The 14,570-nt window shown below is 33.7% G+C and carries 10 protein-coding genes and 1 tRNA gene; 1 reads left to right on the forward strand and 10 read right to left on the reverse strand.

The features are described 5' to 3' along the window. Positions 1-44: 44 nt before the first annotated feature. The 3 genes from argS to LrDSM24759_RS02315 form a co-directional block, all read right to left on the reverse strand. A complete protein-coding gene (gene argS / locus LrDSM24759_RS02305) occupies positions 45-1,721 on the reverse strand; it encodes an arginine--tRNA ligase (protein WP_117117888.1) in 1,677 nt (558 codons plus the stop codon). A gap of 274 nt (positions 1,722-1,995) precedes the next feature. Next, complete coding sequence (locus tag LrDSM24759_RS02310; RefSeq protein ID WP_133297779.1) at positions 1,996-3,261, reverse strand: serine hydrolase; 1,266 nt, start codon at positions 3,259-3,261, stop codon at positions 1,996-1,998. Position 3,262: 1 nt separating this feature from the next. Next, positions 3,263-4,126 (reverse strand): NAD(P)H-hydrate dehydratase, encoded by an 864-nt coding sequence (locus LrDSM24759_RS02315; protein WP_117117890.1) that lies wholly within the window; start codon positions 4,124-4,126, stop codon positions 3,263-3,265. Positions 4,127-4,211: 85 nt separating this feature from the next. Here LrDSM24759_RS02315 and LrDSM24759_RS02320 point away from each other — a divergent pair. After that, positions 4,212-4,295, forward strand: a tRNA-Leu gene (locus tag LrDSM24759_RS02320). A 111-nt stretch (positions 4,296-4,406) separates the two neighbouring features. Here LrDSM24759_RS02320 and LrDSM24759_RS02325 read toward each other — a convergent pair. From LrDSM24759_RS02325 to LrDSM24759_RS02355, 7 genes are all read right to left on the reverse strand, one after another. Next, positions 4,407-5,720 carry a L,D-transpeptidase gene (locus LrDSM24759_RS02325; protein ID WP_117117891.1) on the reverse strand — a complete coding sequence of 438 codons (1,314 nt, stop codon included), beginning with the start codon at positions 5,718-5,720 and terminating at the stop codon, positions 4,407-4,409. A 14-nt stretch (positions 5,721-5,734) separates the two neighbouring features. After that, positions 5,735-7,051, reverse strand: a complete 1,317-nt coding sequence (locus tag LrDSM24759_RS02330) for a C39 family peptidase (RefSeq protein WP_117117892.1) — start codon at positions 7,049-7,051, stop codon at positions 5,735-5,737. A gap of 109 nt (positions 7,052-7,160) precedes the next feature. Continuing rightward, positions 7,161-8,135 (reverse strand): peptidoglycan recognition protein family protein, encoded by a 975-nt coding sequence (locus LrDSM24759_RS02335; RefSeq protein WP_117117893.1) that lies wholly within the window; start codon positions 8,133-8,135, stop codon positions 7,161-7,163. Positions 8,136-8,243: 108 nt separating this feature from the next. Then, positions 8,244-8,990 carry a hypothetical protein gene (locus LrDSM24759_RS02340; RefSeq protein ID WP_117117894.1) on the reverse strand — a complete coding sequence of 249 codons (747 nt, stop codon included), beginning with the start codon at positions 8,988-8,990 and terminating at the stop codon, positions 8,244-8,246. 173 nt (positions 8,991-9,163) lie between these two features. After that, entirely contained in the window at positions 9,164-10,828 is a 1,665-nt protein-coding gene (locus tag LrDSM24759_RS02345) for a putative polysaccharide biosynthesis protein (protein WP_117117895.1), read from the reverse strand. A 93-nt stretch (positions 10,829-10,921) separates the two neighbouring features. Continuing rightward, positions 10,922-13,336, reverse strand: a complete 2,415-nt coding sequence (gene leuS / locus LrDSM24759_RS02350; RefSeq protein WP_117117896.1) for a leucine--tRNA ligase — start codon at positions 13,334-13,336, stop codon at positions 10,922-10,924. A gap of 298 nt (positions 13,337-13,634) precedes the next feature. Beyond that, positions 13,635-14,570, reverse strand: a 936-nt coding sequence (locus LrDSM24759_RS02355; RefSeq protein WP_170133350.1) for an NADP-dependent oxidoreductase, incomplete at its 5' end; no start/stop codon positions are given.

Genomic DNA, 14,570 nt, shown 5'->3' on the forward strand with positions numbered 1-14,570 from the left:
TAGTGCAAAAATTAACATACTTTCGCACCATTTAATTTAGAAAATTACATTTCTTTTGGAGCGTTTACACCCAAAAGTCGCAAAGCCTCGGTCAAAACAATAGAAGTAGTTTGTACAAGAGCCAAACGTGCATTTAATTGATCATCTTCATCTAAGATACGTACATTAGCATAATATTTGTTAAATTTTTTACTTAAACTAAGCGCATATTTAGCAATAATTGAAGGTTCAAATTTTTCTGCAGCTTTAGCAACTACTGCTGGGAAATCTGCTAATTGCTTGGCTACGGCAAAAGCTTGATTATCCGTGAGAGTTAAATTATCCACAGTTGTTTCATGGTTTGCCTTACGTAAGATACTTTGTGCACGAGCATTAGTATATTGCACGTAAGGACCTGTATCACCTTCAAAACGCACAACTTCTTCAAGATCAAAGTCAAAGTTATCTCGACGATCATTCTTCAAATCATGGAAAATAACGGCCCCTACACCAACATCATGTGCAACTTGATCCTTATTTTGTAAATCTGGATTTTTTTCTTCAATTTGTTTATGTGCCAAATTTACAGCATCTTGTAATACTTGATCTAAGAAAACAACATTTCCTTTTCTAGTCGAAAGTTTTTTACCACCTTGGGTAATAAGACCAAATGGAATGTGATGAATATTATCGGCCCAATCATAACCCATTTTTTTGAGAACTTTCTTCATTTGTTCGAAGTGTTCTCCTTGTTCATTACCTACCACATAAAGGGACATAACAAAATCATATTCATTTTTACGATACATAGCAGCTGCTAAATCACGTGTCATGTAAAGGCTAGAACCATCAGATTTTAAAATTAAAGCCGGATTTTCATCTTCACCAAGGTTAACAACTTGTGCACCTTGAGATTCTTCTAAAAGATTCTTTTCTTTTAATTCATCAACAACTGGTTGCATCTTATCATTAAAGAAAGCTTCTCCATTATAAGAATCAAATTCGACACCTAATTCTTTATAGATACGGTTAAATTCCTTTAATGAGGCATCTCTAAACCATTGCCAAATTTTTACTTCTTCTTCATTACCTTCTTCTAATTTCTTAAAAGTAGCACGAGCTTCATCATCTAATTTAGGATTCTTTTCTGCTTCTTCATGGAATTTAACATAGTAATGGAAAAGATTATTAATAGGATCTTTCTTTACATCTTCTTCGTTACCCCAGAGACGATACGCCACGATTAATTTACCAAATTGGGTTCCATAATCACCCAAATAATTAATTTTAATTGGGGTATAACCTACTTTTTCTAAAGTCTTAGCAATTGAATTACCAATTACTGTTGAACGCAAGTGGCCCATTGACATTGGTTTAGCAATATTAGGAGAAGACATATCAATCGGCACATTTCCATCACCAAGAGTTTGGTCACCATAATGTTCACCATCTTTTAATACATCATTTAAAGTAGTATTAATCAATTTTGCATGATCAATTGCAAAGTTAACGTATGGGCCTACTGCTTGAATGCTAGTAAAGTTTTCGTCATTAATTTGATCTGCAATATTTTTAGCAATTTCTGCTGGGTTTTTATGTTCAATTTTTGCTAAAGCAAATGCTGGGAAAGCATAGTCACCCATTTTTTCATTTTTAGGTCTTTCAATCAATAAATTGATTTTTTCTTTTGGTAGGTCAACTTGTTCATTAATTAAATCAACAACTTTTTGCTTAAAGTCCATAGATTTTATCCTTTCGTGCAATAAAAAAGTCTCCTTCTAACAAAAGTTAGAAAGAGACGAGAATTTTACCCGCGGTACCACTCTATTTGATTCAAGAATCCGCTTTATCAAAATCATATTAAATGTATTACCAAACACGCCTTCATCTTAATTTGTTACCTAACTTCCAACATCTTAGGCTTGCTGAAAACAAATTTAAAATTACTACTTTTGGTATTTCAAGTAACGATTATAACAGGTAAAAGGAAAATAGCCAACCATTTTTCCCAGATAATTATCCGAAAATTAACCGCCAAATTCTTACAAAAATATTTGTCTTTTCAACATTTTGGGTTACCGTCGCTGGTAGTTGTACCCCTTGATTTGATTTTATTGAAGGTATTTGCTTAATGTCAAAATAACCTACTTTTTGTCCTCTTTTTACTGGTGCATTAATACTGGAAGCTGAAAATTTAGCCGTAATATGATTTCCATTGGCAATCCAAATACCAGTATCTTGTTGCATTACGACATTAACATTTTTTTGCTTACCATTAGGAACCGAAACGTGCTTTACACCATCAATCGGTTGGCCCTTTTTCATAATATAGAGTTGATAATTAGAAAAGACATAATTTAATAATTTCTTGGTTTGAGTAAAACGTGAAGGATCAGGTCCGTCTTTATGGCGTGCACCCATCACAATCGTAATAATTCGGCGACCATTTTTTATCATTGAACCAGCAAAGCATCCCCCTGCTGCATCGGTGGTTCCAGTTTTTAAGCCATCTAAAGGATAAGTACTATCATATTGAGATAGACCTTTTAACATCCAATTCCAATTATCCATCACAGTAATTTTGCCATTATCATCAAAATTCTTATGAGCAATTTTAGTTGTATTAATTACTTCAGGAAAATCAGTTACTAATTTATCCACTATAATTGCCATATCTTGAGCTGATAATTCATTTTCTGCATTTTTGCTTACTCCAGGATAAGCATCCTTACCCTGTGTATAATTTGGCAGACCATCAGGAGTATAAATTTTTGCTCCTTTAATTCCCCATATTTTAACTTGCTTTTGCATCTGCTTCACAAAGCCAACCTGACTTCCACCAATAGTTTGAGCTAATAGCATCGCTGGAGCATTAGCTGAAGCAATTAGGGTAGCTTCGTAAAGTTGTCGAATTGTATATTGATGCCCCATTTCTAATGGCACACCAGAATAATCAGGATTTTTACTTACCTTAACCATTTGTTCGGTCGGTGTAACCTTTTGATCCCAACTAATTTTTCCCTCTTTAACAGCCTGTAATGTTAGATAAATAGTAATTAATTTGGACATCGATGCAACCGGTAATTTTTTATTGGCATTTTTGGCATAAAAAACTTGTCCGTTCTTAGCATCCACAGCAATTGCACTTTTCACGTTTAAATCTAATTGTTTTTCCTGATAATTACTTACAGCCGCACTGGCAGTATTATTTTGTAAATTCGCAATTCCTATTAAACCTAAAATCAAGCCAAGGCTAACAGTAATTTTCGTAAAAAATTTCATATTAATTTTTATTCTTTCCTTCACTATACTTTTTCATAAGTTTGGGTAAGAGCGCACTTAGTTTGGTAGGACGAACAACATAATTTTCTTCAAATATTACATCTCCAGCTAATGAATGTAAATAAACAGCTGCTGCAAGAGTCTGTAAATTTACTGAAAATTGCCCACAAAATCCGCCAATAATTCCCGCCAAGGTATCTCCCATTCCACCGGTTGCCATTCCCGGATTACCTAATGGATTAACTAATACTTGATGGTCCATTTGATCATAAACTTTTGTATGATTAGATTTTAAAACGAGATAAGCATTTTGTTTAGGAAACAAATTATCTAAAGCTTCAAAATTTGCTGCATCCGTTTGGTAGTTAATTCTGATTTGACTAAGGCGTTCCCATTCCATTTGATGAGGAGTTATAACTATCTTTTTGGCGTTACGTGGAATTAAAGTCTTATCTTTTGCAATTAAAGTTAAAGCACTGGCATCTAACACCACTGTTTGGTTTTCTTGAACAGTATCACGCAAAATTTCTAGACATTTTATGCTTTGCTGCTCAACTCCTAATCCCATTCCACAAATTATTACATTCATTTGGGGAATTAATTGTTTAAGGCCTGCTTCATCACGCCAATCTAAAAACATTGCTTCTGGATCACGACTATGTAACGCCGTTACATTTAAATTATGGGTAGCAACGCAAACAAGCCCTGCACCACTATTCAAAGCTCCTTCGGTAGCCATAATAATTGCACCGCCATAATGACTGCTACCACCAATTAATAATAACTTACCATAGTCTCCCTTATGGCTTGCACTAGGACGCTCTTTAATTACATTTTTTAAAATGTCTTGGCTAATTTCTGCCATCTTTAACTCCTAATCTATTTTTTATTCAAATAGTCGACATTTTCATTTTACCAATTCTTTGGTATGATTATCTATGTGATTTTTAGCCCTGATGGCGGAATTGGCAGACGCGCAGCGTTCAGGTCGCTGTTTTCTTACGAAAGTGCAAGTTCGAATCTTGTTCAGGGCATTCGCATAACACACTTAAACGTTGATATATAAGCATTGATGATTGTAAATGCGCATCAACTTTTAATAATCAACATAAAAAGGCAATGATTGAAATCATTGCCTTTTTATCTTAGTTATTTGCAATAACAACCTTGGTACCTACTGGTAATTCTTGATAGAACCATTTAGCATCTGGAACGGTTAAACGAACACAACCATGTGAAAGTGGTTGTGTACCTAGTAACTTAGCAGCTTGCATATCGTAAGGGCCGTTATAACCATTCGTTATAGTTGAGTGGAATAGATATACACCATGATCTTTCCAGCTTACATAGTAGTGAGCTCCTACAAATGTAGTTCCTCTTTCAGGTTGAACATAATAAGTTCCAGTAGGAGTCAAGCTCTTACCATTTACAATTCGACCAGCTGAAGAATACAAAGTATAGACTGGTTTATTTCCTGACATTACATAAGTTCTATTACCTAAAATAGACACTCTAATCCACAAGTTTTTAACATATTTCAAGTTTGGATGTGCCTTAGTTTCACTAGTTTGATTCCAGTAATTACTCTTACGCATATCTGCTGGATCTGCAAATGGTTGGTGTGGATTTCTTGAAGGGACAGCTACGGTTTTAGTTGAAACCACACCATTTTTAGCAGTCTTTTGGATATTTGCAAACTCAGAAGTAATCCATTGGTTACCACCTAAGTTATACCAAACATAACCATTTCTTGGAGTTGCTTCTTTAAAAACTTTCCATGAAGAAGCATTTGGTACGTATTTAATTATCTTTTTACCATTAGCATAAGAAGACCAAACTGCTACTTGGCCTTTACCAGAATATGCAATTGAAACTACTTCATTTACATTATTTTCTTTCCAATCACTGGATTCTTTTACTGGGGCAGTAGGTGTCTTAGTTTCCGCATTAGTATTTTTTAAATTGGCAATCGCATATTGACCATCGAGCCATTGATCGCCACCTAAGTTATACCATTGACGATTATCTGCTAGAGTGGCAACTTTAAAAGCTTTCCAACTACTATTTTTAGGAACATACTTAATAATCTTTTTTGATGAATCATAATTATTCCAAATTGCTACTTGGCCCTTACCGGAATATTGAACTTTTACTACTCCGTTAACATTTTCTACTTTAGCGGTACTATTAGCAGTATTATTTTTTGTATTGTTGGCGGTAGTAGACGCAGTAGTTGAACTAATAGAATTTGAGTTTGTCTTATTTTCTGTTTGAGTTTGACTAAGAGCAGGAGTATTAGTACTATTTGAATCTGCTCTAGAATTATTATTTTCAGCAGTTAAGGCAGAAGTCTGCGTGGTAGTTGAATTATTGGAATCATCAGCCGCATGAACCTTTCCGGTACTTAAAAGTGCTATTCCAACTAAAGTCATACCACATAACCAATTAATTTTTTTCATTTCTTTTCTCCTTATTAATAACTTAATGCACGTCTTTTATCGGCATTCCAATGACTCATAAAATTCTTTTCGCTCATTGATTCTCGTTTGCCACTCCAGGGATTATTATAGTAAAATTTCCCATCAGTTGAGAACCCAGTTAAAGTAATTGCATGGTTAACAAAGCCATTCATATTAGCCATCCAGGCAACTACCGGATGTCCTTGAAGTAGTTTATTTTTGATTGTAGATATACCTACTCCAGTTAGATTTGAACTATGCCCAAGATGTCTATTTACTACTGGGGCAATTCCACTTGGAAATACCCACCAACCACTGGGACTATACGGATTACCGACAAAGCCTCGATTACCATCATTAGATCTTGGAGTTTGTGCTGCAACTTGGAGTTTACTTATATTTACTCCTGCATACTGTAATAACATCGTAACGGCCGTCATTTCACAACCTGTCGGTAATTGTGGTAATTGACTGATTACAGGAACATTCATTTCTACTTGATAAATTGCACCATTTGGATGAGTAAATAAGGTTTGTTTTCCATTAATAATTTTACCAGATTGAATTCGACCATTTTTGCAATATACATTTGCTTTTAGTCGGTTATCATAAATTACTCCATTAATATCTTTGGCATATTGACTATCAAGCCATTGATTATTGCCTAAGTCATACCACAATCTACCATTTGCATCAGTAGCCTTTTTATTGACCACCCAATTAGACTTAGGAGCTACATATTGCTTAATTTTTTTGCTTTGATCATAACTTGACCAAATGGCTACTTTTCCTTTTCCGGAATAATTAATTGTAATTATTTTATTTTCAGAACTTATATTTTGATCAGTATTAGTTATAGAAGTATTTGGATGATTCTGATTTTCAAAAAAAGTGGTTTGTACTTTCGCATAGTTACCATCAACCCATTGGTTTCCACCTAAGTTGTACCATTTATGATCATTTTCAACTGATGCGACTTTAAATGATTTCCATGAAGTATTTTTAGAAAGATAATTAACAATTTGTTTTGGTTGTTCATAATTATTCCAAACTGCCACTTTACCCTTACCATCATAATTAATGGTAACTACTTGATTTTTAGATTCAATTTTAGCAGCTTTTTCACTAGCGCTTAAATTATTATTTTTAGCATTTACTGTTGTTACATTGCTTGAATTATCATTACTCTCTTCGTGATTATTCTCATTAGTAACAATTTCAGTTTCACTACTTTGATCAGGAGTATTTTCACTTGCTGCATGAACCTTACCCGTACTTAAAAGTGCTACTCCAACTAAAGTCATACCACAAATCCAATTAATTCTTTTCATTTAGTTTCCTCGATATGTAAAACTTAAAAACAAAATCAGATTTAATTATAATTTTGATTTTTAAATTATTCAACAAAAAAAGCATCTATCTTAAATAGATGCTAAAATATTATTTTTTTACTAAATAAGAACCGTCAATCCATTGGTTTCCACCTAAGTTATACCAAACATGACCATTAATTTTGGCTACTTTAAAGAATTTCCAACTAGTATTCTTACTTACATATTTAATAATTTTATGACCACTATTTGGTGATGACCAAATTGCTACTTTTCCTTTACCGTTATAACGTACTTGACCAATTCCCTTCTGATCAATCACATTATTTTTATTGTATAACGGTGCCATTTCATCATAACGCTGTTTAATTAAATTAAAGAATTGTTGCATAGAATAATTATGCCAAGCAAAATAATCATCTGGATCTGTATGATTAGTGTTACCTAAATACTTAGTAACATCATGATGAGACCAAATAGTACCGTTACCGTTACCATCAGCTAAACTAGGTTTTAAATTATATTGATGTAGTAGTTGTGCAATATAAGTAGCATCATTCTGAATACTCTGAGCAAAATCTTTTTCAGTATTTTCTTCACATAATTCTACTTGGATAAAACGTTGATTTGCATAATATCCTGCTCCCCACACAGTTTTATTTGTAGGTGCAATTTGAACAACTTGGTCTTTATCTACAAAAGCATGGACATAAGTTTGATTTGTCTTCCAATTTTGATTAAACATATTAGCCCATTCTTGAGCTGAAATATTAGGCTTATTAGTTTCGTGAACTACAATACCTTCAGGTGTTCCGTGACGATATGCTTTACCTGCTGTAAAAGTGCTTTGAGCAGTTTCATCTTTTACCCCAGAAAATTGTAATTTATTTTGATTAATATAACCATTTACATCTTTTAAACGAGGATGGGATGCAGTTGGATCAACATAAATTGATGAATTATTATTTTCAGTAGATTGGGTAACTTGAGTATTTTCAAAGTCTGCCGCCTTAGCATTATTTATATTTAAACCTAACAAAATTAAGCCTGTAATAAATGTAGTAGTTAAAATACCTTTTTTCATCTTTTCCTCCTTTTAACTTATACTAGTATATCTCATAAAAATAACAATTCCTATACTAATTTTACAAAATACAAAAAAGTACTTACACCACTATGTAAGTACTTTTTCTTATTCAATATCATTATTTGCTTTACGTGCAATTTCTTCAGCCTTTTTTGCTAGCTTTTCTGCTCCTACATCACGAGCATCATTTTGCAAAAGTAAAGCCTCATGTTCAAGTTTCATTCTTAAATTTTCTGGTAAATCTTTTTCATATTTTCCATATTGACTTTTACTAAACGGCTTTAAAAATTCATTAATATTATTAAATAATTTTTCCATTGCCAAACGAATTGCCTTATCGTTTTCGTTTTTAACTGAAGAAATCTTATTTTTTATTCTTTCTAAACTTTGGAAAGAATGAGGTAAAAGAAGATATTCATTTTTTCTTCTTTCCCAAACAATTACATTTTCAGTATCAACATTATTTAAATCTTCTTGAACTTGATCTAAATTATCATCTGGTCCAAAAGCATAACTTAAAGAATTATCATCTATAAATGCCTGATAATTCTTCTTAAAGTCATCTTTATCACCAGAATAATTATTTATATATTCTCTAGCCGCATTAATATCATGCTCAATTTCATGTTTATTAGTTAAACTAAGATATTCAGGAGCATAATCTTGATAAATATTTGCACCAACTTCAAATTCTTTAAGTAATTCTTCGGTTTGATTTTTCTTGAGAATCTCTTCAATTTTTTTATATGTATCTGTGCCTAAAAAAGGATTTTTATTATCAATATCAAAATTGAAATCATTATAACAAACATCCCTTAAACCTAATAAAGTCATGTAAGTATCTTTTTTCATTATTGTTCCTCTTTTCTTTCAATTTTATTTTACACTCTTTGCTCATATTTAAAAAAGATTTTAACCATTATAGTGTATAATTTAATTACCTTGGCAGGGGCGTATTTTGATTAAAATCAAAATAAACCAAAAAAGAGAGCTATGGATCTTAGATAATTCATAACTCTCTTTTTTTAAATTTTAATATGTAATTTAGCTAATAAAGCATTAATTTTATGACCCATAATTTTTTGAGCAAGACCTGTTTTTAAAGCTAGATAGCCGTACACGATACCGCCTATTGCTACTGCAATAATTACCAAAATCATCGATCCCATTCGACCTGTTGGGGGAATAAATTTCCCTAATAAATATACTGCGACACTTACAAAGGCAAACATAATTAATGAAAAGACTGTAATTCCGATAAACCTCCGGCCAGTTCGATTAGAATTATATTTATATTTTACTTTCAAATGTTGTATAGCTAACCAAATAATTACAATCATTCCGATATTTGTAGCAATCAGCGGACCAAAGACCTTAAAGAATTTTATCATCGGTAGTTGCACTGCAAGTTTAATAATAAGACCTAAAATTAAATATTTAATAGCTAAACCATTTTCAGACAAACCTTGAAGAATCGCCATTAAAACAGTAAAGGCCCCTAAACTTATGGCGGTAAATGCTGATAAATAGAGTACCCTTGCTCCCAAAGCATCAAACCCATAAAAAATTGTATAAATTGGGCTCGAAATAGCAGCCATTCCAAGAGAAGCCGGCATCATCACGAAAAAGAATAATTCTAAAATATTTTCAATTTGATTAGAAATACTGTGAAAATCTTTTTGAGCATGTGCACCTGATAATAAGGGAATTGCAGTTACGGCCATCGCGGTGGCTAATGAAATAATAATCATAATTAATTTATTTGCATTTAGTCCGAATAAAGCATACCAAGTATCTACTTGTAATTGATTTGCATGAACAAACATCCTAATCATTGATGGAAAAGTATACTGATCAACTAATTGAAATAAAGTAATTCCTGAATCGATAATTATAAAAGGAATAGATTGATTAATTATTTCTTTAAAAATTTCTAAAGTAGAAATTTTTATAGCATTATTTGAATTTTCAATTAAGGCATTTAAGGTATTTCTTCTGCGATATAAAAACCATAGTAACAGTAAAATTCCAAATACAGCCCCAATTGCAGCTGCCAAGTTTGATTGCACTACCGCTGTAACATATGACCCATGTTGAATTTGCATAATTAAGAAGGCCGTTAAAAGCATCCATCCTACTCTTGCAACTTGCTCAACTAACTGTGACATAGCAGGCGGCATCATATCTGCATAACCTTGAAAATAACCACGCATAATACTCAAAATTGGGATTAATAATAAAGCATAGGACAAACTCCTCATAACTGCAACTTGTGCAGGATCAGAATTTGCACCGTGAAAGATTGCACCCAAAATATCATCAGCTGCTAGAACTGGTGCAGCAAAATACATCAAAGCTGCACAGGCTATACCAAATATAGCCATTAGGATTAAACCCCGTCGATATAGCTGCCTTCCTATTCCATATTCATTTAAAGCATTATATTTTGCCACTTGCTTGGCAATTGCTCCAGGAATACCAGCCGTAGAAACAATAATAAATAAGCTATAAACATTGTAACTTTTGGCAGTTAAGGCATTCGCAATATTCCCGTGACTACCCATCCAAGCATACCAGGGAATAATATATATGGCTCCTAAAATTCTTGAAAAGATAGAGCCGAAAGTCATCCAGGCAGAACCTTTAACCATCGTCTCCTGGGTACTAGATTTTTTTGTGTTATTTTCCATAAATTTTTCCTACTTTAAAACGAGCCTGAAATTTATCATACTCAGAAATTTTTACTTTGTTTAAGAAAATTAATATTTTAGGAAAAACTTAATTTACTTAGCCACAATGTTAACAATCTTATAAGGAATTACAATAACCTTTTTGACTTCTTTTCCTTCTAAGAATTTTTGTACATGCTCTAAACTTAATGCTTCTTTTTCTAAATTATCTTTACTTGAATCCTTAGGAGCTTCAAATTTGCCACGTAATTTACCATTAACTTGTACCATGATTTCAACCGTTGATTCTACAAGCTTACTTTCATCGTATGTTGGCCACTGCGCAAAAGTAATTGATTCATCGTGACCGAAAATTGACCAGATTTCTTCCATCATGTGTGGAGCAACGGGTGCAACTAGTTTAATAAAGCCTTCGGCATATTCACGTGGAATCTGCTTAGCCTTTTGAGCAGCATTCATAAAGACCATCATTTGAGAAATAGCAGTATTAAAGTGTAAGTTTTCAAAGTCTTCGGTTACTTTCTTAACCGTTTCGTTATAAACCTTATCAAGAGTTCCATCATTTTCATCAACGATCTTTTCACTAGGAATAGCTTGAAGATCTAGATCATTAACCATAGTTCTCCAAATACGGTCTAAGAATTTCTTAGTAGAAACTGGACCATTATCATCCCAATCAATTGATGCATCTAAAGGTCCCATGAACATTTCGTACATTCTAAGGGCATCTGCACCATATTCATCAATTACTTCGTCTGGATTTACTACATTTCCACGTGATTTAGACATCTTTTCGTGATCTTTAAGAATCAAGCCTTGATTATAAAGTCTTTGGAATGGTTCCTTGGTTGGAACAACGCCGAGATCGTAAAGTACTTTATGCCAGAATCTTGCATAAAGTAAGTGACGAACCGCATGCTCAGCTCCACCAATATAAAGGTCAACTGGTAACCATTGTTTAAGTAAATCATAATCAGCTAATTCCTTATCGTTATGTGGATCAACATAACGTAAGTAATACCATGAAGAGCCTGCCCAGTTAGGCATTGTATTAGTTTCTCGTTTACCCTTACGACCATTTTCATCTACTACATTTACCCAGTCTGTTAAGTTGGCCAAAGGACTTTCAGGAGTACCAGATGGTTTAATATCTGTTGCATGTGGCAAAACTAAAGGTAATTGATCTTCAGGCACTAAAGTTGTTTCTCCATCTTCCCAGTGAATTACAGGAATTGGTTCACCCCAGTAACGTTGACGAGAAAAGTCCCAATCACGAAGTTTGTAGTTAACTTTCTTTTGTCCTGCATGATGGTCTTCAAGCCAAGCAATCATTTTTTTCTTAGCTTCTTCAATATTAAGCCCATTTAAAAATTCTGAATTAATGTGTTTGCCATCCCCACTAAAAGCTTCTTTAGAAAGATCAGCACCTTCAATGAAAGGAATAATTGGCAAGTCATATTTTTTAGCAAATTCATAATCACGTTGGTCTCCAGCTGGAGCTGCCATTACCGCACCAGTACCGTAACTTGCTAAAACATAATCAGAAATCCAAATTGGTACTTCTTTACCGTTTACCGGGTTAATTGCATAAGCACCAGTAAAGACACCAGTCTTATCTTTATTTAAATCAGTTCTTTCAAGATCAGACTTTGATTCAATCTTTTTAATATAAGCATCAACCGCTTCTTTTTGTTCAGGAGTGGTAATTTCTTGCACTAATTTGCTTTCTGGCGCCAAAACAGTATAGCTAGCACCGAATAAAGTATCTGGACGTGTAGTAAAGACATCAAAAGTTTTGTCGCTATCTTTAACTTTGAAAGTAACTTGTGCACCTTCTGATCGACCGATCCAATTACGTTGCATTTCCTTAACTGCTTCTGGCCAATCTAAGTCATCTAGATCTTCAAGCAAGCGATCAGCATAAGCAGTCATCTTAAGCATCCATTGCTTCATGTTACGACGATATACTGGATAGCCACCACGTTCAGTCTTTCCGTCAATAATTTCTTCGTTGGCAACCACAGTACCAAGGTCTGGTGACCAATTAACAGGGACTTCAGCTTCATAGGCTAAGCCCTTTTTGTACATTTGTTCAAAAACCCATTGAGTCCACTTATAAAAGTTTGGATCAGAGGTTCTAACTTCGCGATCCCAATCATAAGAAAAGCCCAAGCGATTTAATTGTTTTTTGAAATTTTGAACATTTTCATCAGTAACCTTTGCTGGATCTTCACCAGTCTTTAAAGCATATTGTTCAGTTGGTAATCCAAATGCATCCCAACCCATTGGGTGCAACACATTATAACCTTGTGCACGTTTCATACGAGCTAGGATATCAGTTGCAGTATAACCTTCTGGGTGACCTACATGAAGTCCTTTTGCTGAAGGAAATGGGAACATATCCAAAGCATAATAATTCTTCTTTTTAGGATCTGTACCTGTTTTAAAGGTATGATTTTCATCCCAATACTTTTGCCACTTTTTTTCTACGGTTTTGTGATTATACATTAATTTCCTCCCAATAAAAAAATCCTATGATTATTAAAATCATAGGACGAGTTATCGCGGTACCACCTAAGTTTCACAGTTGTGACCCTTGTACTATTCCTAACGCAAATAGTAAAAACGAAAGGTATTTTTGAGAACAAGTTCATATCCTTCATCTAAGACTTCCCAGCGCCAGCCTCTCTCTAAAAGAATTCAGATATTACTACTTTCTAACCTTTATTATTTTATTAAGATAATGATTATAATTTAACACATATTTTGTACAAAATACAAGCACAGATTCAATAAGACAATTATCTTATTTCGAAATATCTAAAATAATCTTTCCAGTATTGCCAACCTTTGCAACCTGCTTCATAGCTGCTTCAGTTTGATCCAAAGTAAAGTGTTTTCCTAAAGCTGGACGAATTTCTTTTTGCGCTAAAATTTCACTAGCTTCTTTTAATTGTTTTCCATCAGCATGAACAAAAATAAAGTGGTAAGTTACACCATACTTTTTAGCTAAACGATCCATTTTTGAGCCAGCCATACTAAATAACATTTGTTTAGCCTTGCTCATTCCCATTGACTTAGCAAAAGCTTTATTAGGCATCCCTCTTAAAGTGACTAATACTCCACCAGGTTTCATAATACTCATTTCTTTTTCAATATTATCGCCACCTAAAGTATCAATTACAAAATCAACGTTAGAGAGCACATCCCAATAGTTTTCCTTCTTATAATCAATAAATTGGCTAACACCTAATTTTTCAACTTCTTCTTTTTTAGCGCTGCTACCATTAGTAATGACCTTCAATCCCTTAGCAACTGCAATTGGAATTGCCATGGCACCAAAACTTCCCGTTCCACCAGAAATAAATAAAGTTTGACCAGGCTTAAAGTGCATTAATTCTAGCGCTTGCATAGCAGTAAGTGCTGTTAGGGGCACTGCAGCTGCTTCAGGAGTAGTCAAATATTCAGGAACTTTAGCAACTGCATCTTGTTTAATTACCAGTTCACCTGCAAAGGCACCTATGTTATCAAGAGGATTTCTAGCAAAAATGCGATCACCGACTTTAAAATCAGTTACTTTAGAGCCAACTTGTTTAACAAGACCAACAAATTCGTTGCCCATTGTTTGGGGTAACTTATATGGAACCACTAACTTTAATTCTCCATGTGCAATCAAGTTGTCTAATGGATTGACTCCAGCATTTAAGACTTCTACCAACAAGTCATCCTCCCGTAATTTTGC

Origin of the sequence: Lactobacillus rodentium (assembly GCF_003423665.1) — a bacterium.
Classification (GTDB): Bacteria; Bacillota; Bacilli; order Lactobacillales; family Lactobacillaceae; genus Lactobacillus; species Lactobacillus rodentium.

Excerpts from the sequence above, each read along its gene's own strand:
- argS (WP_117117888.1), bottom strand. The coding sequence starts at position 1,721 with ATGGACTTTAAGCAAAAAGTTGTTGATTTAATTAATGAACAAGTTGAC.
- LrDSM24759_RS02335 (WP_117117893.1), bottom strand. The coding sequence starts at position 8,135 with ATGAAAAAAGGTATTTTAACTACTACATTTATTACAGGCTTAATTTTG.
- leuS (WP_117117896.1), bottom strand. The coding sequence starts at position 13,336 with ATGTATAATCACAAAACCGTAGAAAAAAAGTGGCAAAAGTATTGGGAT.
- LrDSM24759_RS02345 (WP_117117895.1), bottom strand. The coding sequence starts at position 10,828 with ATGGAAAATAACACAAAAAAATCTAGTACCCAGGAGACGATGGTTAAA.
- LrDSM24759_RS02315 (WP_117117890.1), bottom strand. The coding sequence starts at position 4,126 with ATGGCAGAAATTAGCCAAGACATTTTAAAAAATGTAATTAAAGAGCGT.
- LrDSM24759_RS02340 (WP_117117894.1), bottom strand. The coding sequence starts at position 8,990 with ATGAAAAAAGATACTTACATGACTTTATTAGGTTTAAGGGATGTTTGT.
- LrDSM24759_RS02330 (WP_117117892.1), bottom strand. The coding sequence starts at position 7,051 with ATGAAAAGAATTAATTGGATTTGTGGTATGACTTTAGTTGGAGTAGCA.
- LrDSM24759_RS02310 (WP_133297779.1), bottom strand. The coding sequence starts at position 3,261 with ATGAAATTTTTTACGAAAATTACTGTTAGCCTTGGCTTGATTTTAGGT.
- LrDSM24759_RS02325 (WP_117117891.1), bottom strand. The coding sequence starts at position 5,720 with ATGAAAAAAATTAATTGGTTATGTGGTATGACTTTAGTTGGAATAGCA.